Origin of the sequence: Pseudacidovorax intermedius (assembly GCF_001476815.1) — a bacterium.
Classification (GTDB): domain Bacteria; phylum Pseudomonadota; class Gammaproteobacteria; order Burkholderiales; family Burkholderiaceae_C; genus Xenophilus; species Xenophilus intermedius_A.
The window spans coordinates 1-24,299 of sequence record NZ_LDSL01000009.1; the positions used below are offsets into that span (position 1 = coordinate 1).

Consider the following 24,299-nt stretch of genomic DNA (forward strand, 5'->3'; position numbering starts at 1 on the left):
CGGGCCGCCGGGTGCGCCCCTCGAGGGGGATGGGACTTCCACACGCAGTGAGGAAGTCCCAACGGGGTGGTCTTTTCTAGTTATCGAGCGTCAGCTTCTGCTTCTGCACGACCTGCTTGTAGACCTCGTACTCGGCCTTGATCTGCTCGGCGAACTGCTGCGGCGTGTTGGCCACGATGATGGAGCCGGTGTCCTCGATGCGCTTGCGCACGGCCGGGTCTTCCAGCGCCTTCTTGGTACCCATGCTGATCTTGTCGACCACGTCCTTCGGCAGGCCCTTGGGGCCCAGGATGCCGTAGTAGGCCATGCGGTTGACCGGCTCCAGGCCCACTTCCTTGAAGGTGGGCACGTTCGGCAGCTCCTTCAGACGCTCGGGCGCGGCCACCACGATGGGCACCAGCCGGCCGGCCTTGATGAAGGGCAGCGCCGAGGGCAGGTTGTCGAAGATGATGGGAACCTGGCCCGCCACCACGTCGTTCAGGGCCGGACCCGCGCCGCGGTAGGGAATGTGGGTGACGAAGGTGCCGGTCACGCTCTTGTACAGCTCCATCAGCAGGTGGCCGATGCCGCCGGTGCCGGAGGTGCCGTACGAATACTTGCCGGGGTTCTTCTTCAGCTCGGCGACGAAGGCGGCGTAGTCCTTGGCCGGGAAGCCGGGGTTCACCGCGATCACGTTGGGCGTGGCCGCGATGTTGATGATCGGCGTGAAGTCGGTGAGCGGGTTGTACGGCGTCTTGGGGTTGATGGCCGGGTTGGCGGCCGTGCTCGACACGGTGGCCACGCCCAGCTTGTAGCCGTCGGGCGCGGCGCGCGAGGTCTCGAGCGCGCCCACGGCACCGCCGCCGCCGGCCTTGTTCACCACCACCACGGGCTGGCCCAGGATCTTGCCCAGCGGGTCGGCGATGACGCGGCCCACGATGTCGGTGGTGCCGCCCGGCGCGAAGGGCACCTGCAGTTCGATCGGCCGCTCGGGGTAGCCCTGGGCGAAGGCGGCGGGCGTGGCGACGAGGGCGGCGAACATGGCGCTGCCGGCCAGCGCCTTCCAGTGACTGCGTTGCATGGTTTGTTTCCTTTGTTCGTTGGGGAGCACCGCCGCGTGGACGGCCGGCCGGCAGTGTGGCGCGCCGCGCGCGCGCCGTCGTCCGTAGCCGCGGGCGGCGCGCCTCCGTGGCGCTACGCAAGGGTTATCCCTGCATCGCGCCCCGCCCTCGCCGAACCGCTGCGCCTACAGCCCGTGCTCGTGCAGGAAGCGGTAGAGCCCGTGGCTGTTGGCCACGCCCAGCTTGGCGAACACGTGGGCACGGTGGGTCTCGATGGTGCGCAGCTCCACCGGGGCCAGCTCCTGCGCGATCTCCTTGTTGGGCTTGCCCTCGGCCACCAGCCGCGCCACCTGCATCTCGCGCGGCGTCAGCTTCCGCCACAGCGCCTGGGCGCCGCGCCGGGCCTCGCGGCGGGCGGCGCCCTCCTGCGCCTTGCGCAGCGCGCGGGCCACGGCGTCGAGCAGGCGCTCGTCGTTGCAGGGCTTCTCCAGCCAGCCGAGCGCGCCGTTCTGCACCGCCTCGACGGCCATCGGAATGTCGCCGTGGCCGGAGAGGAAGATCACCTCCAGCGCCGCGTCGCGCTCGCGCAGCGCGTCGAACACGGCCAGGCCGCTCATGCCGCCCAGGCGCAGGTCGAGGATGGCGCAGCCGGGCTGCTGCAGCTCGGCGCCGGCCAGGAAGTCCTCGCCGCTGGCGAAGGTGCGCACCGCGTAGCCGCGCGACAGCAGCAGCAGGCCGAGCGAGCGGCGCACGGCCTCGTCGTCGTCCACGATGCAGAGGTTGTTGGCGGCAGGGGTCATGGCGGTGCGATGGGGAGTTCGAGCGTGAAGATGGTGCCGCCGCCGGGCCGGGCCTGGAAGAACAGGCGGCCGCGGTGGGCCTCGGCGATGGTGCGGCAGATGTTCAGGCCCAGGCCGAGGCCGCCGGGCCGGGTGGTGAAGAAGGGCGCGAAGACCTGCTCGCCGATGGCGGCGTCGATGCCGCTGCCGCGGTCGGCCACGTGGATGCGGACGCGGCCGTCCAGGCGCTCGGCCTCGATCTCCAGGCTGCGCTGCGCCGGCGGCACGGCGCGCATGGCATGCAGGCTGTTGGACACCAGGTTCAGCAGCACCTGCGCCAGGAGCACGCGGTCCACGCGCAGCAGCGGCAGACCGTCGGGCATGCGCACCACCGGCGCCACCTGGTTCTCGCGCAGCTCGCCGCGCAGCAGGGCCAGCGCCTCGGCCACCAGGGTGGCGACGGCGCAGTCCTCGGCCCCGGCGGTGCGCTGGCGCACGAAGCCGCGGATGCGCCGCACGATCTCGGCGCTGCGCTGGGCCTGCTCGATGGTCTCGTCCAGGCTCTGCGCCAGCAGGGCCTGCTCGCCCTGGCGGGCGAAGGCCTTGGCGGCGCTGGCGAAGTTGCTCAGGGCCATCAGCGGCTGGTTCAGCTCGTGGGCCAGGGTGGAGGCCATCTCGCCCAGGCTCGCCAGCCGCTGCACGTGCTGCAGCTGCGCCTCGTTCTGGCGCTGCTGGCCCTCGGCGCGCCGCTGCTCGGTCACGTCCACCACCGAGCTCATCCAGCCGGCATGGCGGCCGTCGGCATCGATGAGGGGCGCGGTGTAGATCATGGCGAGCACGTCCTGGCCGTCCCGATGGCGCAGCCGGGCCTCGTGGCCGGCCAGGGCGGGGCGGCCCTGCATCATGGCGTCGTAGTGCTGCCAGTGGTGTTCCACCTCGTCGGGATGCCAGTAGGGATAGGGCGGCAGCCGCCCAAGCAGTTCTTCCGCCGCGAAGCCGGTCATGCGGCAGAAGGCGGGGTTGACGTAGGTGATGCGGCCCTCGGCGTCGCGCGCGCGCATGCCCACCGGCAGGGCGTCTTCCATGGCCTTGCGGAAGGCATGCGCCTCGCCCAGGGCCTCGGTGCGCTCCTTCACCCGCACTTCCAGGTCGCGCCGCGCGTCGCGCTGCTCGGCGAAGCGGCGCTCGCGCAGCCGCCAGTAGAGGCCGGTCAGCAGCAACAGGCTCACGCCCAGCAGGCTGACCAGCCAGGCGATCTCGCGCGCCCGCACCACCTGGGCATGGTCGGCCATGACGGTGAGCGTCCAGGGCAGCTCGTCCACCGGCTCGCTGACGGCGAGGAAGCGGCGGGCGCGGCCGTCGATCTGGGTGGCGACCAGCGAATCCGGCCCGTCGCCCCCGGACACGATGTGCCACGGCAGCCGCGGGAAGCTGGCGCGCGGGCCGTATTGCTGGTCGCGCCGCACCTGGGCCAGGCCCTGCGCGTCCACCGGCCGGGTGGCGTGGTAGAGCCACTGGGGCACCGAACTGAGGAAGACGATGCCGCGCGCATCGGTCAGCAGAATGGGGTCGACCGCCCGCCGCCAGGCCTCCTGCAGCGGCCGCAGGCTGACCTTGACCGTCACCACGCCCAGCACGGCGCCGCCGGGCCCGCGCACCGGGGCCGACAGGAACAGCCCCGGCTCGCCGGTGGTCTGGCCGACGCCGTAGAAGCGGCCGGTGCGGCCCTGCAGCGCCTCGGTGAAGTAGGGCCGGTTGGCGTAGGACTGGCCGACGAAGCTGTGCGGCAGGGCCCAGTTGCTGGCGGCCAGGGTGACGCCGTGGGCGTCGATGAGGTACAGCGCCTCGGCGCCGGCCAGCTGGTCGAGCTCCTCCAGGTAGCGGTTGGCGCGCTCGCGCAGCGCCGCGTCGCCGGGTCGGGCCAGCAGCGCCAGCACCACCGGATGCAGCGCCGCGGCGAAGGGCAGGTGGCGGAAGCGGCCGGTGGCATCGCCCAGGGCCGCACGCTGGACCTCGGCGGCGCGGCGCAGTTCGTCGGCCTGGCTGCGCGCGGCGCGGTCGGCGGCCCATTCGCCCACGAGGGCGACGGCCAGTCCCGCCAGGGCGAGCGCGGCCACCCAGGCGGCCGCGCCGGGCCAGCGGCGCCCCTGCCGCGCGACGGGCGCTGCAGGCAGCTGGGGTGGGACGGCGGGATCGGCGGCAGGCGGCATGGGAAGGGTCCGGCCGGATTCTCCGCGAGCGGCAGTCAAGCGCCCGCGCGCCCCGTGCGGTCCCCAGGCATCTCCCGGGTCAGCCGGCCCTCACCCCAGCAGCATCCGGCACATCGCGTCGATGGTCCTGCCGCTGCAGGCCCGCTCGGGACAGGTGTGGCAGTACATGATGTAGCCGTCCATGGCCATGACCACCATGTGCGGCACGTCGGTGTTGCGCACCAGGGCGTGTCGCTCCGGCGGCAGCGCCTCGACCAGCATCCGTTCGATCTCGCGCTCCATCCAGTCGATGAGCCCCGTGCGGTACTCGTCCTTGGGCGTCGCCGTCGAGATGGCCTGGATCACGTTGTTGGCGAAGCCCTGGTCGTGGGCCGGCAACTCCTGCCAGAGCCCCTCGAACAGCCGCCGCAGCCGAGTCGCGGGCGTGCGGCGCGCGCCCACCTCGGCCGATAGCGCGGCAAAGCGCTCGCGCAGCCACGGGTCGTAGATCGCGTAGAGCACCTGCAGCTTCGACGCGAAGTACGAGTACACGTTGGGTGGCGAGATGCCGGCCCCGCGCGCGATCATGGGAATCGTGGTGGCGCTGTAGCCCTGCGTGGTGAACAGCGTCCTGGCGGAGGCGAGGATGGCCAGGCGCACTTCCTCCTTCTTGACCTGGGACATCTTAGTGCGTGCCCCCGGGCCGGAAGGCGACCGCCTCCACTTCGATCTTCCAGGCCGGGTCCAGCAGCCCCGCGACCAGCACCAGCGTGGACGCCGGCCGATGCGCACCCAGGTGGCGCAGGCGAATGGCGCGCATGGCCGCGGCATCTGCGCGCGCGACCAGGTAGGTCGTCGTCTTGACCACGTGGCCCATGTCCATGCCGGCGGCCTCGAGCGCCTGCGCCAGGTAGCCCCAGGCCAGCTCCGCCTGCGCCTCGAAGGCGGCCGGCGTCGTGCCGTCCATGTTCACGCCGACCTGGCCGGAGATGTGGAGCCATTCGCCGGGACCCGACACGCGCGTCGCCTGGGAATAGGGCCCCGCCGGGGCCGGAAGTCGTTCTGGGTCGAGGTACTGCATCAGTCGTGCGTCGAGGTGAGATGTTGAAGCGCCAGATCGCAGACGGCGGCCGTGTGCTCCAGCATCGGGTTGTGGCCGCAGCGTCCGAGCAGCACCAGGCGGGCATCGCCCAGGTGATCGAACAGGTGCAGCGCGCTCTCCCGATAGGGCACCGGCCGGTCTTCGCGGCCGTGGATCAGCAGCACCGGCGCGCGGACCGTCGAGAGCAGTTCCGGTGCCAGCCAGCAGCTGCGCAGATTGTGGGCCTTGCCGCTGGCCATCATGGCCTCGAAGTCGGCGCCGCGGCCATCGCGCACGAGCGCATCGAGGCGCAGCGCCAGCTGCTCGTCCCGCAGCACCGACGCATCGAAGACTGCACCCTGCATCGCCACCCGCAGTGCCGCGAGGTCCGCCGGCGCCGTCCAGAAGGCATCCAGCGCCGCGTTCAGCCGGCGCCCTCCGCCGCCCGCGCCCGTGACCACCACGCGGCGAACGGCGGGCGACGCGGCGGCCAGCGCCAGGGCGACCGCTCCGCCGAGCGACTGCCCCCAGACGTCGACCCGCGGCACGCCGATGCGCGCGACCGCCGCGGCCGCCTGGCGCACCCAGCGCGCGAAGTCGAAGCGGGGGCCGTCCGGCCCGGCGGGCGACGCACCAAAGCCAATCAGGTCGATCCCGTAAAGAGTGCGATGGCGGGCCAATGTGGGGACCACGGCCGAGAAGTTGGCCTGGAAGGCGGTGCCGGGACCGATGCCGTGGATCAGCAGCAGCGGCGGTCCTTCGCCCACCCGGTGGACGGCGAATTCGCCCTCGTCGAAGTGCCAGGTTTCGGTGTGCATGGGTGCAAGAGGTTCAGAAGATGGCATGGCGGTTGCTTTAGCGAATGCTAGTCGGTTTTGACCGCCGACAAAAGAAGCAACAAAGGACATCTCCGCGATGACAGCCAGAACATTCATCCGCTGCGGCCGGCTCTTCGACGGTGTGTCGGGCCGCAGCGAGCCCGACCAGACGCTGGTGCTCTACGAGGACACCATCGACTGGGTGGGCCCGTCCAGCGCGGCACCGCCGGCCGCGGCGGGCGACATCCAGCTCGACTACGGCAGCCGCTTCGTCATGCCGGGCATGGTGGACTGCCATGCGCACATCTCGTACGGCAATGCGCTGAGCCAGGAGGACATCGACCTCTACGCCACGATGGAATTCCGCACCCTGCGCTCCATGGTGGCGGCGCAGGCCATCCTGAAGTCGGGCTTCACCTCGATCATGGACCCGGCCTGTTCGGGCCTGATCGCGCCGGCCGTGCGCGATGCCGTGAATGTCGGTCTGGTGCAGGGCCCGCGCATCACGGCCTCGGGCCGCGCGCTCACGACGCAGCAGGGCCTCTACGACTGGTACCCGTCCTGGGTGGGGGTGCCGGAACCGTCGACCGGCGTCATGACCGGCTCCATGGACGAGGCCATCCGCATCATCCGGCAGCAGGCCAAGGACGGCGTGGACGCCATCAAGCTGACGATGGACGGCATCCACGCACGCCGTGGCGGCGGTGGCCTCATCGCCGCGTACACGCAGGCCGAGACCCACACCATGGTCGACGAGATCCATCGCCTGGGCAAGCTGGCAGTCGTGCATGCACGCGGGCGCGAGGGCGCCCTCTATGCCGCCCGCGCCGGGGTTGACGTGATCTTCCATGCCTCCAACATCTGCGACGACGGCATCCAGGCGGTGCTCGACCACGGAGGCTGCCTGTGCCCCTCGCTCGCGCTGCTGGTCAACAACATCGAGTTCAACGAACCCACCGATCCCTCGGCGCCGTGGTGGCCCGACATCCAGCGCCGCGAACTCGAGGCCGCATCGCGCAACCTCCGGCGTGCGCGGGAGGCCGGCGTCACCTTCATCTCCGGCTCGGAAGCGGGCTTCGCCGTCACGCCCTACGGCGAGTGGGGCGCCAAGGAACTGGAGGCGCACGTGAAGTACGTGGGCTTCACGCCGGCCGAGGCCCTCTGCTGCGCCACCGTCACCAGCACCCGGCTGCTGCGGGAGCGCGACCGGCTGGGCGGCCTGGTGCCGGGCAAGCTGGCCGACATCGTGGTCGTGGACGGCGATCCGCTGGCCGACATCACGGTGCTGCAGCGGCGCGAGGCCATCCATGCGGTGCTGCTGGGCGGCAAGCCGGTCGACCTGACACCGGCGCCCACGCACGCGCGCCACTTCTCCGAGTTCTCCCAGGGCATGTGGCGGCGCATCTACGACCGCGACCATGTCCGCGCCCATTTCGAGAAAGCCTGAGCCCCGCATGATGCAGTTTCCTCTCACCGTCGGCGGCGTGAGCACCCGCGTGCTCGCCGCCGGCCACACCGGGCCGGCCGTGGTCTTCGTGCACGGCCTGTCGACCCGCGCGGACCGCTGGGCGGCCGTTGTGGCCCGCCTCGGCGAGCGCGGCTTCCGCGCCATCGCCTTCGACCTTCCCGGCCACGGACTGGCTGCCAAGCCCGCCGGCTTCGACTACCGGTCGCCTGCCCTGGCGCGGTTCTGCCTGGGCGTGCTCGACGCGCTGGGCATCGAGCGCGCCCACCTCGTCGGCACCTCGCTGGGCGGCCACATCGCCGCGCTGGCCGCCCTCGCCGAACCGGCGCGCTGCGCCAGCCTGTACCTGGTCGCACCGCTGGGCCTGGCACCCCTCAGCGCGGAAGCGGGCGAGGCCATCCGGCGGGGCGTGCGCAACGTGTCGGTCGACGGGGTGCAGCAGAAGCTGCGCAACGTGTTCGTCGATCCCGCCTTCGCCACGGAAGACCTCGTCGTCGAGGAATCGCGCATCAACGGTTCTGCCGGCGCGGTGGAGGCGTTGAGCGCCCTCGGCGACTACATGGTCGACGGGCTGAACGGCGACCTCGTCACCGACGAGCTGGCCCAGGCGGCAGGACGGTGGCCCCTCGGCCTGCTCTGGGGCGAGCAGGACCGGATGGTGGCCGTCGAGGTCGGCCAAGCTGCCGCCGAGGCCCTCGGCCTCGGTCCGCTGGACGTGATGCCCGGCGTGGGCCACGCGCCCTATGTGGAGCAGCCCGACGCCTTCGTCGAGCGCTGGCTGGCCTTCGCCAGGGAGGCCGCATGAGCGCCCTTCCCCTGCCAGGCGCCGCCAATGCCCACGCCGGCGGCGATCCGCTCGATGCCTTCCGCTGGCCGACCGCCGACTACACCCGCACGCCCTACCGCGTGTTCACCGACGCCGCGATCCACGAGCGCGAGATGGAACGCATCTTCCGCGGCCCGACCTGGTCCTACCTGGCCCTGGAGGCCGAGATCGCGGAGCCGGGCAGCTTCAAGCTGGTGCAGGTGGGCAATGTGCCGGTGGTGGTGTCGCGCGACATGCAGGGCGAGGTCCGGGCCTTCGTCAACCGCTGCGCGCACCGCGGCGCGCAGGTCGTGCGGCAGGAATTCGGCCGGGCCGAGAACCATGCCTGCATCTACCACCAGTGGAACTACGACAGCGCCGGCAACCTGTGCGGCGTGCCCTACCGGCGCGGCCTGAACGGCTGCGGCGGCTATCCGGCGGACTTCAAGCCCGCGCAGCACGGACTGCAGAAGCTGCGCGTGGCGCTCTACAAGGGCGTGGTCTTCGGCACTTTCTCCGACGACGCGCCGCCGCTCGTCGACTACCTGGGCCCGAACATCGTCGCCCATCTGGACCGCATCCTCGTCAAACCGCTCAAGGTGCTGGGCTACCACCGGCAGCGCATCTCGGCCAACTGGAAGCTGTACTTCGAGAACATCAAGGACCCCTACCACGCCGGCCTGCTGCACACCTTCATGGCCACTTTCGGCGTCTACCGGTCGACCCAGAAGGGGCACACGCTGCTGAGCCCGGGCGGCGGCCATGCGGTCGTCTACTCGGTCACCAATACCGACAGCACCGAGAGCGTGGTCGAGGCCTACAAGGGCACCGACAACAAGTACCAGGCCGACTTCGCCCTGAAGGCGCCGCAGCTCCTGCAGTGGGAGCCGGACTTCCACGACGGCATCGGCAACCTGATCGTCTCGGTGTTCCCGAACATGGTGGTGCACCAGATCCTCAACACGCTGGCCACGCGGCAGGTGCGCCCACTGGGGCCCGACGCGCTCGAGCTGTACTGGACGTACTTCGGCTTCGAGGACGACGCCGCCGAGCGCACGGCGGCACGGCTCCAGCAGCTCAACCTGGTCGGCCCGGCCGGCTACATCTCCATGGAGGATGGCGAGGCGATCCGCCTGGTGCAGCAGTCCATCCGCGGCGAGGCGGCCGGGGCGGCCTCCTTCATCGAGATGGGGGGACGCGGCCCCATCGAGGACGCCGACCATGTGGTGACCGAAGTTTGCACGCGCGGCTTCTGGCAGCAGTACGCCCGCACGATGGGCTTCTCCCCGGAGGCACCGCTGTGAACACCGCCCATGCCCAGGTGCTGGACCTGCAGCTTCGCTATGCCCATGCCGTCGACGACGACGCGCTGGAGCAATGGCCCGGCTTCTTCACGCCGCAGGGCCGCTACCGCGTGATCCCCCGCGAGAACCATGCGCGCGGCCTGCCGGCCTGCCTGATCGACTGCCAGGGCGTCGCCATGATGCAGGACCGCGTGGTCTCGCTGCGCACCGCCAACATCTACAACATCCACTTCGACCGCCACCTGATGTCGCCGCCACTGGTGGCGCCCGCGGACGGCGACGGCCTGGTCCGTGCACGCACGCAGTTCCTGGTCATCCAGTCGGACCAGGCCGGCGTCTCCAAGCCCTTCGCGGCCGGCGTCTACCTGGACCTGGTCGACCTGCGCGGGCCGCAGCCGCTGTTCGCGGAACGCACCGTGGTGCTCGACAGCTATGGCGTGCAGGAACTGCTCGCCACGCCCATCTGAGGAGGCCCGCATGACCCCATGGCACGACGTCGGCGAGCCCGGCGACTTTCCGGACGGCGCCGCCTGGCCCGTCCGCCTGAACGGCCACGAGGTGGCCGTCTTCCGGCTCGGCGACGCACTGCACGCGCTGGCCGACCGCTGCACCCACGGCATGGCGCGGCTGTCCGAAGGCTACGTGGAAGACGGCTGCGTGGAATGCCCCCTGCACCAGGCGCTGTTCGACATCGCGACCGGCGTGCCGCGCTGCGGGCCCGCGACCGAGGCGGTGCGCCGCTTCCCGGTCCGGGTGGTGGCCGGCCGCGTCGAGGTGCAGGCATGAGCGCCGCATCGGGAACCGCCGCCGCGCCCGCGCGGCCGGCACGGATCGGCCTGCGGCCGTCGCGCACCGTCGTCTGGACCTGTGCATCGGTGGCGACGCTGCTCGGCGCCTGGACGCTCGCCTCCCTGCTGCTGCCGGCCGCGGTGCTGCCGGGTCCCTGGCGCGTGGTGCTGGCCATGGCCGCCCTGGTCCGCACGGCCGAGCTGTGGTCCGACGTGGCGGTCACGCTGGGCCGCATCGCGCTCGCCTTCGCACTCGGCATGGGGACCGCCCTGGCGCTGGGCACCGCGATGGCGGTGTCGCAGCGGGCGGGCGCCTTCTTCCGCGTCTGGATCGTCTGCGGCATCACGGTGCCCGCCATCGTCACCATCCTCACCGTCTACATGGTGGTGGGCATGAACGAGCGGGGCGCCGTGCTGGGTGCGGCCCTCACCGTGGTGCCCTTCGTGGCGATCAACGTGCGGGAGGGCCTGAAGAGCCTGGACACGCGGCTGCTGGCAATGGGCCAGGTCTTCCGCGCCAGCCGCGGCCAGGTGGCACGGTGCATCGTTGCCCCGCAGATCGCGCCGATGCTGCTGGCCTCGTCCCGCTTCGGGCTGGGGCTGGTGTGGAAGATGGTGCTGTTCGTCGAGCTGCTGGGCCGCAGCGACGGCGTGGGCTTTCGCATCGAGTACTACTTCCAGCTCTTCGACATGACCCACGTGCTGGCCTATGCGGCCTGCTTCGTGGTGGTCATGCTGGTGATCGAGGTCGGCGTGTTCGGGGTGCTCGAGCGGCGCATCTTCCGCTGGCGCCGCCCATGACCCCCAGGAGCAGACCCATGCAACAGATCGACATCCTCCACCTCGGCAAGAGCTTCGCCAGCAGCGGCGGCATCCGCCACGTGCTCCACGACATCGGCTGCAGCATCGCGCCCGGCGAGGTCGTGGGCCTGGTGGGCCCATCCGGCTGCGGCAAGTCCACGCTGCTGAACATCCTGGCCGGGCTGGACGGCGACTACCGCGGCCAGGTGCGCATCCAGGGCCGGCCCATCCGGGAGCAGCTCGGCGCGGGCTTCCGCGTCGCCTACGTGTTCCAGGAGCCGCGGCTGCTGCCGTGGTTCACGCTGGCGCAGAACCTGGCGTTCGTGCTGGAGGCCGGTGGCTTCGCCCGCCGCGAATGGCCCACCCGCATCGACGCCGTGCTCGAGGCCGTGGGCCTGGCGGACTACCGGAACGACTTCCCGGCGCAGCTGTCCGGCGGCATGCAGCAGCGCGCCTCCATCGCGCGGGCCTTCTGCATCGACCCCGACATCCTGCTGCTCGACGAGCCCTTCAGCGCCCTGGACGAACTGACCGCCCGCACCTTGCGGCAGAGCCTGCTGGCGCTGTGGCAGCGCTTTCGCACCACCATCGTGTTCGTGAGCCACAACGCCTACGAGGCCACCTTCCTGGCCGACCGGCTGCTCGTGATGGGGCGCGGGCGCATCGTGCAGGAGATCGACCTGCGCAGCGTGCCGCGCCCGCGCAGCTACGACGACCTGGCGCTGTTCGAGTCCAGCAAGCAGGTGATCCGCATCCTCGAGCAGCAGGCGGCCCTGCCGGCCGGCATTCCTTCCCCTCTCCCCCACTGAGAAGACCATGAACCGCAAGAACGCACTCCGAACCCTCGCCGGCGGCTTCGCCGCCCTGCTGCTGGCCGCGTCGGCCGCGCACGCCCAGCCCAAGCCCGCCGGCGACGGCGGCACCGTGCGGATCATGATCAATCCGGCCGGCACCATGGGCATCGCCCCGGCGGTGATCAAGAAGTACGGCCTCGACAGGAAGCACGGCTTCACGCTGGAGACCGTGCCCTACGCCGACCAGAAGTCCGCCACCGCCGCCATCCAGAGCGGCGCGGCGGAGATGGTGGTGTTCGACTGGCTGGCCGCCGCGCGGCTGCGCGCGTCGGGCACGCCCATCGTCGGCATCGCGCCCTTCCTCACCTACGTCAACAGCGTGGTGGTGCCCAAGGACTCGCCGCTCAAGACCCTGGCCGACCTCAAGGGCAAGCGGGTCGGCGTGCAGAGCAAGACCGGCTTCGACTGGATCATCATGCAGGCCGCCGCCAAGCAGCTCTACAACATGGACATCGGCAAGGACGCCGAGGTGCGCGAAGGCGCGGTGCCGCTGCTGCGCGGCCTGATCGAGAAGGGCGACCTCGACGCCACGCAGATGTGGAACTCGCTCGCGCCCGAGATGCTGGCCAGCGGCCGCTACCGCACGCTGGTGACGATCCGCGAGCTGGCCCAGCAGATGGGCCTGCCCACCGTGCCCTTCCTGTTCTTCAGCATGCGCGAGGACTATGCGAAGGCCCATCCGGGCAACGCCCGCGCCTTCGCCGCCGCCTACCGCGACGCGGTCGACATCCTCATGAACCAGGACGACGTGTGGCAGGAACACGGCGAGCGCCTGAAGCTGTCGCCCGAGTCGCTGGTCTTCTTCAAGCAGCAGGTGCGCCGCGATCTGCTCAAGCAGTTCACGCCCGACATGACCCGGGGGCTGGAGGCCACCCTGACCGCCGTCAACGGCGTGGCGGCGGACGTGGTCGCCCTGCCGGCGCTGCCGCCGGGGCTGCTGTCCCTCGCCTACCAGTGAGCCGTCACCGGGCCTGGACGGCGTCTTCGGCGGCGCCGAGCGACCGGAAGGGCCAGCCGCCGACGGCCCGCCACGGACCGCCCAGGTAGTACCAGAGGTCCAGCCCCGTGGTCTGGACGGTATGCGGCACGAAGTCGCGCGCCAGTTCGGCATGGAGCGCCCTCGCCGCGTCGGGCCGCACCTTGTTCTGCACTGTCACATGCAGCGGGCCGCGCCACTGGCGGTCCTGCCGGCCCAGCAGGCCGGCCCATCGGGCAGCCAGCGTGCGGCGCAGTGCCAGCGCCTCGGCGGCGGCCAGGTCGTAGGCCACGCCGCCGCCCAGGAAGCGCACCCGTTCCACCTGCAACGTGAAGGCCGGGGTGGTGGCCGCGCAGGCCCTCAGGTCCCGCTGCACCTCGTCCAGCGCCGTCAGCGGCAGGGCATGGAACAGCGTGATGTGCGCATCGAGCCAGTTGCGTTCGGGCGGAAAGTGCGCGCGACGAAGGCGGGTGTAGTGGGCTGCGGAGGCAGGATCCATGCGCAGCGTCAGGATGAGTGCCGTGGGTGTCATGGCTTGGCCATGCCGCCCGTACTCCGCCGGGCCGCGCCAGGGCCGCGCGCGCCCGGCACGCTATTCGCCCTTGAAGTCCTGCGCCGCATGCATGCGCCAGCCCCCACCGCCCACCAGCTCCAGCACATGGGTGTGGTAGCGCAGCACCGCATGCCGGTGGGCGATGCTGACCATGGTCGCGCCGGTGTCGCGCAGCCGCTGGTAGAGCGCGGCTTCGGTGGCCGCGTCCAGGGCGCTGGTGGCCTCGTCCAGGATGACCACGCGCGGCCGGCGGGCCAGCACGCGGGCGAAGGCCATGCGCTGCTGCTCGCCCATGGACAGCAGCTTTTCCCAATCGTGCACCGCGTCCAGACCGCCGACGCGTTCGGCCAGGCCGCCCAGGTGCACCGCGTCCAGGATCTCCAGCAGCTGCGCGTCGCTGTGGGCCGAGGCTTCCGCCGGATACAGGATCTGGCTGCGCAGCGTGCCCAGCTGCATGTAGGGCCGTTGCGGCAGAAAGAACACCTGCTCGGCCGGCAGCGTGCGCACCGTGCCGCTGCCGGTGCGCCACAGGCCGGCCAGGGCGCGCAGCAGCGAGCTTTTGCCGCAGCCGCTGGGGCCCGCGATCATCAGGCCCTCGCCCGGCGACAGCCGCAGCGACAGGTCGCGGATCAGCAGGCGGTTGAACTGCGGCGTGTAGAGCGTCACGTTCTCCACGCACAGCTCGTCGTCGCCGCATTCGCTCCTGATCTGCTCGTCGGGCGGCGTGGCCACGGCCACTGCCGAGGCGGCGCGCATGCTGCCCGGCATCACGGCGCCAGCCAGGGTGTGCAGGCGGTCGATGCCGGCGACGAAGCGGCTCAGGCCTTCGAAGTTGTCCACGATCAGGCCCACCGCGCCCAGCACCGCGGCGAAGGCGCCGCCGGCCTGCACGGCGCGGCCCACCTCCATGTCGCCGGCGAGCACCTCGCCGGCCAGGATGATGCTGGGCACCACCAGCGTCAGCTGGCTGAAGGCGCGCTGGAACAGGTTGAGCGTGCGCTGCTTCTTGATGAGCCGTCCGTAGTTGACGAAGGCGGCCTGGAAGCGGTTGTCCAGCTCGGCCCGCTCCTGCGCCTCGCCGCGGTAGAAGGCGATGGATTCGGCGTTCTCGCGAAAGCGCATCAGCCCGAAGCGGAAGTCCGCCTCACGCCGCAGCTGCCAGAAGTTGAGCCGGATCAGCGGCGCGCCGAAGACATACAGCGCCACGAAGGTGCCGACGAAGGCATAGATGGCCAGGAAGATCACCAGCGTCTTCGAGATGGACCACAGCACCGCGCTGAAGGCCACCAGCTGCATGGCCGAGCCGATGAAGATCAGCGCATAGTTGATCGAGCGGCCGGTGAAGGTGTTGATGTCCTCGCTGATGCGCTGGTCGGGGTTGTCCAGGTCTTCGCGGCTGCCCAGCTCGTAGTAGCGGCGGCCCTGCATGTAGCCATCGAGAAAACGGTGCGTGAGCCAGCGGCGCCAGTGGTTGCCCAGGTAGTCGCGCATGTAGTAGTAGCCGGCGTACATGGGCGCGGCGAAGGCCAGCACGACAAGGCTCCAGCGCACGGCGCTCCAGAACCGGTCGGCCTCGCGCGCGGCCAGGGCCGAGGTCATCTCGCCGGTGCGGGAGATGAGCATGACGGCCAGCTGCGTCTCACACAGCATGACCACCAGCAGGATCGCCAGCAGGGCCCAGGCCTTGAAGCGCTGGTCACCCACCCAGTAGGGCCTGGCCACTTCCAGGAACTGGCGCCAGGCCGCCATGGAGAGCGTGGGCGCGCGGCCTGCGCGGCTCTTCTTCTTGCGCCCGCCCGGCGGACGGGTCAGGGCAGGGTCGTCGGACTGGAGCGGCGTGGGCGCAATGGCGGACATCAGGCGTCTGAGAGCAAGGATCGGAGGGGCGCCTCAGGCGCGGACGTCGCGCGGGCGCGGGGCATGCTTCAGACCGTCGGGGAACAGAAAGAAGGAGGGGCGGTGGCGGCGGTGCCGTCAGCAGCCCAGGTGCGCCTGCACGGCCCGGCTGCACACGCCGGCCACGTCGGCGGCGCGCACGAGATGGGCTTCGTCCACGCCCAGCTCCTGCGCGAAGTGGCGGATCTCGTGGCGGTCGTTGATGTTGATGTCGGAGCGCTCGCTGCGGCGCAGGGCGAAGGGCTCTTCGGACAGGTACTTTTCCATGGAATGCATGGGACGCTCCGGCGGGATCGGGTCGTGGATCGGTTGCCACCGATGATCTTTCCTACGCCGCCCCGCCGCCGCGGAAACAGGCTGAACGCCGTGCAGTCCGCCGCCTACGGCCCGCGCAGGACGCGGGCGCCCGGGAGGGGGCAGGCGGTTCAGCGACCCGCCTGGCGCATCGGCATGCGGTCGATGGTGCGGAAGATGGCGTTCAGGTCCGCGTCGCCCTGCTCGCGCAGCTTGGTGCCGCCGTCCTTGCCCACCAGCAGCACGGTGGCGGGGCCGTCCGCGCGCACGCCAAGCGCCTGGAGCAGCGCCCGGGTCTGGCCCGCGGCGAGCGGCCGGCCGTCGCGGCTGCCGGTGCCGCCGACGACGCGGTAGAGCACCATCTCGCGCTCGGCGAAGGCCTCGCGCGGCGCCGTGCGGGCGAGCGTGGTTTCCACCTTGCGCAGCAGCGGGTCGTCGGCATGCGGCGCCACCACGACGAGGGGGCGCGTCTTCCAGCGCTCGGCGTCCAGGGGGTTCGTGTCCGCGGCCAGTGCGGAGCCGAGGGCGGCGAGGCCGGACACGGCGAAGGTGGCGGTGCGAAGGGTCTTGGTCATGGCGGTTCCGGGCAGGGCAAGCGGGACGGCGCGCGCGCGGCAGTGCTGGCCGGCGCATGCGCGGATGCCGAAGATCGGCGGGCGCCGGCGGGCGGCGCTGCCCGCCGCGGCGCCTTCGCCCCGTCGGCCGTGAAGCCGCGTGCGCCGGGCCGGCGCCGCTGCCAGCGGCTCACACCGGCGGCATCGCCGACGCCACCGCCTGGATCTGCGCGCGCACCCAGGCGATGCCGGGGTCGGCGTCGCGCAGCCGGTGCCATTGCAGCACCTCCACCAGGCGCGGCGTCTCCATCGGCGGCGCCAGCACCTGCAGCGGCATGGCCTGCACGAACTGCTGCGCCAGCCGGGTCTGCAGGGTGGCGATGCGCGACGTGCCCAGGATGAAGCGCGGCATCAGCAGGAAGCTGTGGGCCACCACCTCGATGCGCCGGTCGCCACCGTGCTGGTGGGCGTACCACTGCTCGAACCAGGGGTTGTCGCCCTGCTCGTTCTGATAGACCACGTGGCCCAGGCTGCGGTAGAGCGCGGGGCTCAGGCCGGCCTGCAGCGCCGCGTTCTGCGCGCAGGCGATGACCTGGTAGGTGTCGTCGAACAGCGTCTGCTGCGGATGCTCGGCCAGGGCCAGGTGGGCCGGCGTCACCAGCAGGTCCACGCGGCCCTGGTCCAGGTCCTGCGCCATGCCGACGTGCGTGGGCCGGACGTCGAAGCTCAGCCCGGGCGCGGCCGGCGCCATGCGGCGCAGGGCCTCGGCCAGCAGCACCTGCGTCACGTAGTCGGAGGCGATGACGGTGAAATGCCGGCGCGCCGTGGCCGGGTCGAACTCGGGTTGTACGCCCAGGGCCGCATCCACCTGCAGGATGATGCGGCGCACCGGCTCGATCAGCGCCTCGGCGCGCGGCGTGAGCTGCAGCGTGCGGCCCACGGGCACCAGCAGCGCATCGCCGAAGTAGTCGCGCAGCCGCGCCAGCACGCCGCTCATGGCGGACTGGCTCAGGTGCAGGCGCTCGGCAGCGCGGGTCACGTTGCGTTCGGCCAGCAGCGCGTCCAGGGCGGCGAGCAGGTTCAGGTCGATGCGTTGGTAGCGCATGCGGGTTGTCTCCGGGTGGGGCGCCGATCTTAAGCAGGCCCAGCCATCGCGCCAGCCGATGGCTGGCATCCGGCGAATCGGTTGGTCACCGCGACGGTGCCGGCCCACACTTCGCCCCGCTCCGAGATTCCCATGACACGAGACAACCCCCTGCGCGGCTGGCAGGTCGACCGCGCCGCCATCCGCCACGTCGGCCGCGACCTGCAGCGGCCCGAATGCATCCTGTGCCAGCGCGACGGCACCGTGTGGGCCGCCGACGCCCGCGGCGGCGCCATGCGCATCGCGCCCGACGGCACGCAGCAACTGGTGGCGCCCGCCGCGCCCACGGCCATGCCGGCCATCGACTTCGACCAGCGCTACGTGCGCAGCGAAGGCTCTCTGCCCAACGGCATGGCCTTCCTGGCCGACGGCGAGCTGCTGATCGCCAACTGGGGCACCGATGCCGTCGAAGTGATGGACCGCCAGGGCCGCATCCGCCGCCTGTTCGACCGCATCGACGGCCAGCCGCTGGGCAAGGCCAACTTTCCGCTGCGCGACCGCCATGGCCGGCTGTACCTGACGGTGACCACCCGCATGCAGCCGTGGACCGACTCCATCAACGCCCGCGCCACCGACGGCTACATCGCCCTGTTCGACCTGCAGGGCCACGCCCGCATCGTGGCCGACGGCTTCGAGGGCACCAACGAGATCCGCCTGGACGACGCCGGCGAGTGGCTGTACGTGGTCGAGAGCAACGCGCGGCGCATCTCGCGCCTGCGCGTGCAGGCCGACGGCGCGCTGGGCGCGCGCGAGGTCTACGGCCCGGCGCGCCTGCCCGGCTTTCCCGACGGCTTCGCCTTCGATGCCTTCGGCAACCTGTGGGTGACGCTGATCATGAGCGACCGGCTGGTCGCCATCACGCCCGACGGCGAGTTGCTCACGCTGCTGGACGACGGCAATCCCGAGGCCACGCGCGCGCTCGATGCGCACTACGAGGCCCGCACGCTTACGCCCGAGATCATGGCTGCCGCCCACGGCACGCTGGCACCCTGGATGGCCAGCCTGAGCTTCGGCGGCCCCGACCTGCGCACCGTCTACCTCGGCAGCCTGCGCGGCAGCACCCTGCCCAGCTTCCGCGCGCCCGTCGCCGGCCAGCCGCCCATCCACTGGAACGAGGACTTTCCCGCGTGAAACTCGCCACCCTCAAGAACGGCCGCAAGGACGGCCGCCTCGTCGTCGTCTCGCGCGACCTGCAGCATGCGGCCGATGCCGCCGCCATCGCGCCCACGCTGCTCGATGCGCTCGAGCGCTGGCACGCCGCCGAGGCGCCGCTGCTGGCCCTGTACGAGCGCCTGAACGCCGGCACGGCCGACGGCGCCTTCGCCTTCGACCCCGCCCAGGCCGCCGCGCCGCTGCCGCGCGCGCCCCAGTGGTGCGACGGCTCGGCCTTCCTCAACCACGGCCGGCTGATGGAGAAGGCCTTCGACATCGCGCCCATGCCCGATGCGGACCGCATTCCGCTGATGTACCAGGGCGGCTCCGACGACCTGCTCGGCCCGCACGACGACCTGCCGCTGCCCGACGAGGCGCACGGCATCGACTTCGAGGGCGAGTTCGGCGTGATCGTGGGCGAGGTGCCGCTGGGTTGCCCGGCCGCGCTGGCGCTGCGCCACGTGCGCCTGCTGGTGCAGATCAACGACGTCAGCCTGCGCGCCTTCGGCCCGCGCGAGATGCGCACCGGCTTCGGCTTCTTCCAGGCCAAGCCCTCGTCCAGCTTCGCACCGGTGGCCGTCACGCCCGACGAGATCGGCGAGGCCTGGCGCGATGGCCGCGTGCACCTCGACCTGACGGTGATGCGCGGCGACGAGCGCTTCGGCCATCCCAACGGCGGCGAGATGAGCTTCGGCTTCGACCAGCTGATCGCGCATGCGGCCTTCACGCGTCGGCTGTCGGCCGGCACCATCGTGGGCTCCGGCACCGTGTCCAACGCGGGCGGCCAGCGTGGCTCGGCCTGCATCGCCGAGCGGCGCGCCATCGAGCTGATCGAGCACGGCGCCAGCCGCACGCCCTTCCTGCACTTCGGCGAACGCGTGCGCATGGAGGCGCAGTGGCAGGGTGCGCCCGTCTTCGGCGCCATCGACCAGCGCGTGGTGCAGGCCCTGCCGCCCACCGCCTGAAGGAGCGCCGCGCCATGCCCCGCTTCGTCGACCTGTCGATCTACCTGGAGAACGACATACTCTCCGACCCGCCCCCGCTGGCGCCGAAGATCACCTACCAGACCCACCAGGACACGCTGCCCGAGTTCATGCAGCTGATCCCCGGCACGCGCGCCGAGGACTACCCCGAAGGCCAGGCCGCCGCCGCCGAATGGGTGACGCTGACCACCCACAGCGGCACGCACCTGGACGCGCCCTGGCATTTCCATGCCACGCAGGACGCCAAGGCCGGCGGCGCGCGGCCGTCGATGACCATCGACCAGATTCCGCTGGACTGGTGCTTCCGCCCCGGCGTGAAGCTGGACTTCCGCCACCTGCCCGACGGCCACGTGGTGAGCGCGGCCGAGGTGGAGGCCGAACTGGCCCGCATCGGCCACGTGCTGCGGCCGATGGACATCGTGGTGGTCAACACCCGCGCCGGCAGCCGCTACGGCCAGCCGGACTACGTCAACACCGGCTGCGGCATGGGCTACGAGGCCACCATGTACCTGCTGGAGCGCGGCGTGCGCCTGACCGGCACCGACGCCTGGAGCTGGGACGCGCCCTTCTCGTACACCGCGCAGCGCATCGCCGAGACCGGCGACACCGCGCTGATCTGGGAAGGCCACAAGGCCGGCCGCGACATCGGCTACTGCCACCTGGAGAAGCTGCACAACCTGGAGTCGCTGCCGGGCCATGGCTTCACCATTTGCTGCTTCCCGCACAAGATCCGTGGCGCCTCGGCCGGCTGGACGCGGGCCGTGGCCATCTTCGAGGACTGAGCGTGAAAGTGCTCGTGACCGGCGCCGGTGGCTTCATCGGTGCGCATGTGCTCGCGCTGCTGCAACGGCAGGGGCAGGTGGGCGGCCGGCGCATCGCCGTGCTGGCCGCGGCCGACCAGCGGCTGGGCGCGCTGCCGGCCGGCGTGGTCGCGCTCGAAGGTGACCTGGGCAGCGCTGACGTGCTGACGCGCATCGCGGCCCTGGCGCCCGACGTGTGCTTCCACCTCGCAGCCGTGCCGGGCGGTGCGGCCGAGGCCGACCCGGCCCTGAGCCGGCGCGTCAACCTCGACGCCACGCTGGACCTGTTCGACACGCTGGCCGACGCCTGCACTGGCAGTGCGCCGCCCGTGGTGGTCTATGCCAGCACCATCGCCGTCTACGGCAGCGCGCTGCCGGCGGTGGTGACGCCGCACACACCGCTGCGCCCGCCGCTGGTCTACGGCGCCCACAAGCTCGCCTGCGAGGTGCTGCTGGCCGACCTGTCGCGCCGCGGCCGGCTCGACGGCCGCTCGCTGCGCCTGCCCGGCATCGTGGCCCGGCCCCGCGCGCCCTCGGGCCTGGTGTCGGCCTTCATGAGCGAACTGCTGCATGCGCTGGCGGCCGGCGAGCCGGTCACGCTGCCCGTGGGGCCGCAGGCCACCGCGTGGTGGATGTCGGCCCGCCGCTGCGCCTGGAACCTGGTGCATGCCGCCACCCTGCCCGTCGGCGACGACCCGGCCCGCGCCTGGCCGCTGCCGGTGCTGCGCCTGTCGATGGACGAGGTGGTGCAGGCCCTGTCGGCCGAGTTCGGCGTGGACGGCCCGGCCCTGGTCCGCCATGCGCCGCAGCCCGACGTGGAGGCCGTGTTCGGCCGCTATCCGCCGCTGGACGACCGCATTTCGCGTGCCCTGGGCCTGCGCGACGACGGCGATGCGCGGGCGCTGGTGCGCCGGGCGCTCACGCCGGCCGGCGACCCCGACGAGTTTTGATCCCATCCCATTCAGGAGACCTGCTTCGATGACCGATTCCGCTTCGCCCTTCGCCCGCCCCACCCGCCGCACGCTGCTGCGCGGTGCCGCCGCCCTGGCCGCCGCGCCGCTGGGCCTGGCCGGCACCGCTGCCCGTGCCCAGGCCGGCTTCCCTTCGCGGCCCATAACCTGGGTGGTGCCCTACCCGGCCGGCGGCTTCGGCGATGCGCTGTCGCGCATGCTGGCGCAGAAGCTCTCCGCCAGCCTGGGCCAGCCGGTGGTCATCGACAACCGGCCCGGCGCCGGCGGCCAGATCGGCGCCAACTTCGTCAAGCAGCAGCCGGCCGACGGCCACACGCTGTTCTACGGCGACCTGGGCCCCTTCTCGATGAATGAGGGCCTGTATCCCAAGCTGAGCTACGACACGCTCAAGGACTTCATGCCGCTCACGCGGCTGCTGGTCTCGCCCACTGTGCTGCTGGTGCCGGCGTCGAGCCCGTTCCAGACCTTCCAGGATTTCGTCAAGGCCGCGCAGGCGGGCGGCAAGGGCCTGAACTACGGCTCCTACGGCATGGGCAGCCAGCCGCACATCTGGATGGAGATGCTGCGCGGCCAGATCAAGGGCAACCTCACGCACGTGGCCTACAAGGGCGGCGCCCCCGCCGTGCAGGACCTGATGGCCGGCCACATCGACGCCCTGCTGGACGTGGCCCCCAGCGCGATCCCGCTGGTGCGCGAGAACAAGGCCCGCGCGCTGGCCGTGGTGGGCAGCGACAAGCGCCTGCCGCAGCTGCCGAAGGTGCCCACCATCGCCGAGCTGGGCATGCCCGCGCTCAACATCCCCGGCTGGACCGGCATGGTGGTGCGCGCCGGCACGCCCGAGCCCATCGCCAACCGCCTGCACGACGAGCTGGTCAAGGCCGTGACGGCGCCCGACGTGGTGCAGCGCTACACCGACCTGGGCCTGATCGTGGCGCCCAGCTCGCGCGCCGAGTTTGCCGACCTCATCCGCACCGAGACCGCGCGCTGGGGCCAGGTGATCCATCAGGTGGGGGTCAAGCTTGAGTGACGCGCCGTCGGCACCGGGCCTGTTCGCGCTGGACGGGCAGGTGGCCCTGGTCACCGGCGCGGCCGGCGGGCTGGGCCGGGCCATCGCGCTCGCCTATGCGCAGCATGGCGCGCGGCTGGTGCTGTCGGACCGCGCGGGCGACGGCCTGCGCGAGATCGCGGCGCAATGCGCATCGCTCGGTACCAACGTGCACACCGTCGCGGCCGACCTGGCCGAGCCCGCGCAGGTGCAGGCCCTGGCCGAACAGGCGCAGGCCGCCTTCGGCCGCATCGACCTGCTCGTCTGCAATGCCGGCATGCAGGGGCCTGCCGGGCCGCTGCTGGCCGTGCAGGCGGAGGACTGGGCGCGTGTGTTCCAGGTCAACCTGGCCAGCGCCCACGCCCTGTGCGCGGCGCTGGTGCCGGCCATGGGCGCACGCCGCCACGGCCGCGTGGTCCTGATGGCCAGCATCGCCGCGCTGCGCGGCAACGGCGCCATCGGACTCTACGGCCTGAGCAAGGCCGCGCTGGCGCAGATGGCGCGCAACCTGGCGGCGGAATGGGGCCCGCGCGGCGTGTGCGTCAACGCCATCGCGCCGGGCCTGGTCCGCACGCCGCTGGCCGACGGGCTGATCGCCGATGCCGCCTTCATGGCGCGCCGGCTGGCCGCCACGCCGCTGCGCCGCGTGGGCGAGCCGCACGAGGTGGCGGGCGTGGCCGTGATGCTCGCCTCGGCCGCCGGCGGCTTCATCACCGGGCAGACGCTGGTGGTGGACGGCGGCACCCTCATCTCGGACGGCAGCTGAGCGGCGGCCGCCACCCATTGCAAACGCGTTCGACGGCCAGGAGACACAACCACCATGTTCAAGTACTTCCCCACCCACTACGCCTGGAACCTGTCGGTCGACCTTGCCATCGAGATGGGCGCGCGCATCGGCGAGATCGAGGCCATGTGCGCGCCGCTGCAGGAGGCGGCGCGCCAGCCGGATGCGGCGGCGTCGCTGGCCTTCCGCCAAAGCTGGGAGCGCATGGCCGACCAGCTGTGCGAACTGGCCGCCGAGGACGAGGCGCGCGGCCGCCTGATCTCCGCCGGCGACAAGCTGGGCCGCGCCGCCACCTACCTCATCACGGCCGAGCGGCTGCAGGCCCACGGCGCGCCGGGCCGGGCGGCGCTGTACCGGCGCTTTCTGGACACCTTCGAGCGCGGCATTGCGCTGGCCGGCGAGAACTGCGAGCGGGTGGAGATTCCCTACGAGGGCGGCGTGCTGGCCGGCCTGTACGTGCGCGCGCAGGGCGTGCAGGGGCCCGCGCCGCTGCTGCTGCAACTCAACGGCCTGGATTCGACCAAGGAGATGAAGTACCGCGTCGGCTTGCCGCACTGGCTCGCGCAGCGCGGCGTGTCGTCGCTGGTGCTCGACCAGCCCGGCACCGGCGAGGCGCTGCGGCTGCACGGCATGACGGCCCGCTTCGATGCCGAGCACTGGGCGAGCCGCGTGGTCGACTGGCTGCAGGCCCGCGACGACGTCGACCCGCGGCGCATCGGCTGCGAGGGCGTCTCGCTGGGCGGCTACTACTGCCCGCGCGCCGTGGCCTTCGAGCCGCGCTTCGCCTGCGGCGTGGTCTGGGGCGCCAACCACGACTGGCGCGACGTGCAGAAGCGCCGGCTGGAGAAGGAAGGCAGCTTTCCCGTGCCGCACTACTGGGAGCACGTGCGCTGGGTCTGGGGCGCGAAGGACATGGACGACTTCCTGCGCATCGCCGAGCAGGTGCACCTGGACGGCGTGGTCGAGAAGATCCGCGTGCCCTTCCTGGTCACGCACGGGAAGAAGGATTCGCAGATCCCGCTCAAGTGGGCCGAGCGCACCTACGACCAGCTGGTCAATAGCCCCAAGCGCGAACTCAAGGTCTTCACCGACCGCGAAGGCGGCGCCCAGCATTCCAGCTTCGACAACTCGGCCAATGCCGGCGCCTACATCGCCGACTGGGTGGCCGAGACGCTGGGCGGGCGCACCGCCGTGGCCCAGCGCTGAACGAAGAACAGACAAGG

General features: G+C 71.8%; 26 protein-coding genes. 15 read left to right on the forward strand and 11 right to left on the reverse strand.

Going from position 1 to position 24,299, the window contains the following annotated elements:
* Positions 1-76: 76 nt before the first annotated feature.
* The 6 genes from NS331_RS00995 to NS331_RS01020 all read right to left on the reverse strand — a co-directional run bounded on the left by NS331_RS00995 (position 77) and on the right by NS331_RS01020 (position 5,907).
* The gene (locus tag NS331_RS00995; RefSeq protein ID WP_058640162.1) at positions 77-1,060 is read right to left on the reverse strand and encodes a tripartite tricarboxylate transporter substrate binding protein BugE; all 984 of its coding nucleotides are present in this window, start codon (positions 1,058-1,060) and stop codon (positions 77-79) included.
* Positions 1,061-1,225: 165 nt separating this feature from the next.
* On the reverse strand, positions 1,226-1,840 hold the full coding sequence (locus NS331_RS01000) for a response regulator transcription factor (protein ID WP_058640163.1): 615 nt from the start codon (positions 1,838-1,840) through the stop codon (positions 1,226-1,228).
* Complete coding sequence (locus NS331_RS01005; protein ID WP_082702162.1) at positions 1,837-4,029, reverse strand: ATP-binding protein; 2,193 nt, start codon at positions 4,027-4,029, stop codon at positions 1,837-1,839. The genes NS331_RS01000 and NS331_RS01005 overlap by 4 nt, the downstream gene beginning before the upstream one ends.
* Positions 4,030-4,119: 90 nt before the next feature.
* A complete protein-coding gene (locus NS331_RS01010) occupies positions 4,120-4,692 on the reverse strand; it encodes a TetR/AcrR family transcriptional regulator (protein WP_058640164.1) in 573 nt (190 codons plus the stop codon).
* A gap of 1 nt (position 4,693) precedes the next feature.
* Positions 4,694-5,089 (reverse strand): RidA family protein, encoded by a 396-nt coding sequence (locus NS331_RS01015; RefSeq protein ID WP_242873612.1) that lies wholly within the window; start codon positions 5,087-5,089, stop codon positions 4,694-4,696.
* On the reverse strand, positions 5,089-5,907 hold the full coding sequence (locus NS331_RS01020) for an alpha/beta fold hydrolase (protein WP_058640166.1): 819 nt from the start codon (positions 5,905-5,907) through the stop codon (positions 5,089-5,091). Before NS331_RS01020 ends, NS331_RS01015 begins: the two co-directional genes overlap by 1 nt.
* Positions 5,908-6,004: 97 nt before the next feature.
* Here NS331_RS01020 and NS331_RS01025 point away from each other — a divergent pair, with 97 nt between their 5' ends.
* Genes NS331_RS01025 through NS331_RS01060 form a run of 8 tightly spaced genes read left to right on the forward strand, consistent with a single transcriptional unit; the run spans position 6,005 to position 12,882 of the window.
* On the forward strand, positions 6,005-7,354 hold the full coding sequence (locus NS331_RS01025; protein WP_058640167.1) for a metal-dependent hydrolase family protein: 1,350 nt from the start codon (positions 6,005-6,007) through the stop codon (positions 7,352-7,354).
* Between the two features lie 7 nt (positions 7,355-7,361).
* Complete coding sequence (locus NS331_RS01030) at positions 7,362-8,177, forward strand: alpha/beta fold hydrolase (protein WP_058640168.1); 816 nt, start codon at positions 7,362-7,364, stop codon at positions 8,175-8,177.
* On the forward strand, positions 8,174-9,481 hold the full coding sequence (locus NS331_RS01035; protein WP_058640169.1) for an aromatic ring-hydroxylating oxygenase subunit alpha: 1,308 nt from the start codon (positions 8,174-8,176) through the stop codon (positions 9,479-9,481). Before NS331_RS01030 ends, NS331_RS01035 begins: the two co-directional genes overlap by 4 nt.
* Positions 9,478-9,948 carry an aromatic-ring-hydroxylating dioxygenase subunit beta gene (locus tag NS331_RS01040; RefSeq protein ID WP_058640170.1) on the forward strand — a complete coding sequence of 157 codons (471 nt, stop codon included), beginning with the start codon at positions 9,478-9,480 and terminating at the stop codon, positions 9,946-9,948. Before NS331_RS01035 ends, NS331_RS01040 begins: the two co-directional genes overlap by 4 nt.
* Positions 9,949-9,958: 10 nt before the next feature.
* Positions 9,959-10,267 (forward strand): non-heme iron oxygenase ferredoxin subunit, encoded by a 309-nt coding sequence (locus NS331_RS01045; RefSeq protein WP_082702164.1) that lies wholly within the window; start codon positions 9,959-9,961, stop codon positions 10,265-10,267.
* Positions 10,264-11,070 (forward strand): ABC transporter permease, encoded by an 807-nt coding sequence (locus NS331_RS01050; protein ID WP_058640172.1) that lies wholly within the window; start codon positions 10,264-10,266, stop codon positions 11,068-11,070. The genes NS331_RS01045 and NS331_RS01050 overlap by 4 nt, the downstream gene beginning before the upstream one ends.
* A 17-nt stretch (positions 11,071-11,087) precedes the next feature.
* Positions 11,088-11,879 carry an ABC transporter ATP-binding protein gene (locus NS331_RS01055; protein ID WP_058640173.1) on the forward strand — a complete coding sequence of 264 codons (792 nt, stop codon included), beginning with the start codon at positions 11,088-11,090 and terminating at the stop codon, positions 11,877-11,879.
* A gap of 7 nt (positions 11,880-11,886) precedes the next feature.
* The gene (locus NS331_RS01060; protein ID WP_058640174.1) at positions 11,887-12,882 is read left to right on the forward strand and encodes an ABC transporter substrate-binding protein; all 996 of its coding nucleotides are present in this window, start codon (positions 11,887-11,889) and stop codon (positions 12,880-12,882) included.
* Between the two features lie 4 nt (positions 12,883-12,886).
* On the opposite strand, the gene NS331_RS01065 is transcribed toward NS331_RS01060, so the two are convergent.
* The 5 genes from NS331_RS01065 to NS331_RS01085 all read right to left on the reverse strand — a co-directional run bounded on the left by NS331_RS01065 (position 12,887) and on the right by NS331_RS01085 (position 17,302).
* Positions 12,887-13,399: a 2'-5' RNA ligase family protein gene (locus NS331_RS01065; protein WP_206597303.1), complete on the reverse strand. Its 513-nt coding sequence runs from the start codon at positions 13,397-13,399 to the stop codon at positions 12,887-12,889.
* 93 nt (positions 13,400-13,492) lie between these two features.
* Positions 13,493-15,310, reverse strand: a complete 1,818-nt coding sequence (locus tag NS331_RS01070) for an ABC transporter ATP-binding protein/permease (protein WP_058640176.1) — start codon at positions 15,308-15,310, stop codon at positions 13,493-13,495.
* Positions 15,311-15,427: 117 nt separating this feature from the next.
* On the reverse strand, positions 15,428-15,625 hold the full coding sequence (locus NS331_RS01075; protein WP_058640177.1) for a DUF3606 domain-containing protein: 198 nt from the start codon (positions 15,623-15,625) through the stop codon (positions 15,428-15,430).
* 149 nt (positions 15,626-15,774) lie between these two features.
* Positions 15,775-16,218 (reverse strand): DUF4174 domain-containing protein, encoded by a 444-nt coding sequence (locus NS331_RS01080; RefSeq protein WP_058640178.1) that lies wholly within the window; start codon positions 16,216-16,218, stop codon positions 15,775-15,777.
* A 169-nt stretch (positions 16,219-16,387) separates the two neighbouring features.
* On the reverse strand, positions 16,388-17,302 hold the full coding sequence (locus NS331_RS01085; protein ID WP_058640179.1) for a LysR family transcriptional regulator: 915 nt from the start codon (positions 17,300-17,302) through the stop codon (positions 16,388-16,390).
* A 132-nt stretch (positions 17,303-17,434) separates the two neighbouring features.
* Here NS331_RS01085 and NS331_RS01090 point away from each other — a divergent pair, with 132 nt between their 5' ends.
* Genes NS331_RS01090 through NS331_RS01120 form a run of 7 tightly spaced genes read left to right on the forward strand, consistent with a single transcriptional unit; the run spans position 17,435 to position 24,282 of the window.
* The gene (locus tag NS331_RS01090) at positions 17,435-18,472 is read left to right on the forward strand and encodes an SMP-30/gluconolactonase/LRE family protein (RefSeq protein ID WP_058640228.1); all 1,038 of its coding nucleotides are present in this window, start codon (positions 17,435-17,437) and stop codon (positions 18,470-18,472) included.
* On the forward strand, positions 18,469-19,458 hold the full coding sequence (locus tag NS331_RS01095) for a fumarylacetoacetate hydrolase family protein (protein ID WP_058640180.1): 990 nt from the start codon (positions 18,469-18,471) through the stop codon (positions 19,456-19,458). The genes NS331_RS01090 and NS331_RS01095 overlap by 4 nt, the downstream gene beginning before the upstream one ends.
* Positions 19,459-19,472: 14 nt before the next feature.
* Entirely contained in the window at positions 19,473-20,258 is a 786-nt protein-coding gene (locus NS331_RS01100; RefSeq protein WP_058640181.1) for a cyclase family protein, read from the forward strand.
* Between the two features lie 2 nt (positions 20,259-20,260).
* Positions 20,261-21,226: an NAD-dependent epimerase/dehydratase family protein gene (locus tag NS331_RS01105; RefSeq protein WP_058640182.1), complete on the forward strand. Its 966-nt coding sequence runs from the start codon at positions 20,261-20,263 to the stop codon at positions 21,224-21,226.
* 28 nt (positions 21,227-21,254) lie between these two features.
* Positions 21,255-22,274, forward strand: a complete 1,020-nt coding sequence (locus tag NS331_RS01110; RefSeq protein ID WP_058640183.1) for a Bug family tripartite tricarboxylate transporter substrate binding protein — start codon at positions 21,255-21,257, stop codon at positions 22,272-22,274.
* The gene (locus NS331_RS01115; RefSeq protein WP_058640184.1) at positions 22,267-23,058 is read left to right on the forward strand and encodes an SDR family NAD(P)-dependent oxidoreductase; all 792 of its coding nucleotides are present in this window, start codon (positions 22,267-22,269) and stop codon (positions 23,056-23,058) included. The genes NS331_RS01110 and NS331_RS01115 overlap by 8 nt, the downstream gene beginning before the upstream one ends.
* 54 nt (positions 23,059-23,112) lie before the next feature.
* The gene (locus tag NS331_RS01120; RefSeq protein WP_058640185.1) at positions 23,113-24,282 is read left to right on the forward strand and encodes an alpha/beta hydrolase family protein; all 1,170 of its coding nucleotides are present in this window, start codon (positions 23,113-23,115) and stop codon (positions 24,280-24,282) included.
* Positions 24,283-24,299 lie beyond the last annotated feature (17 nt).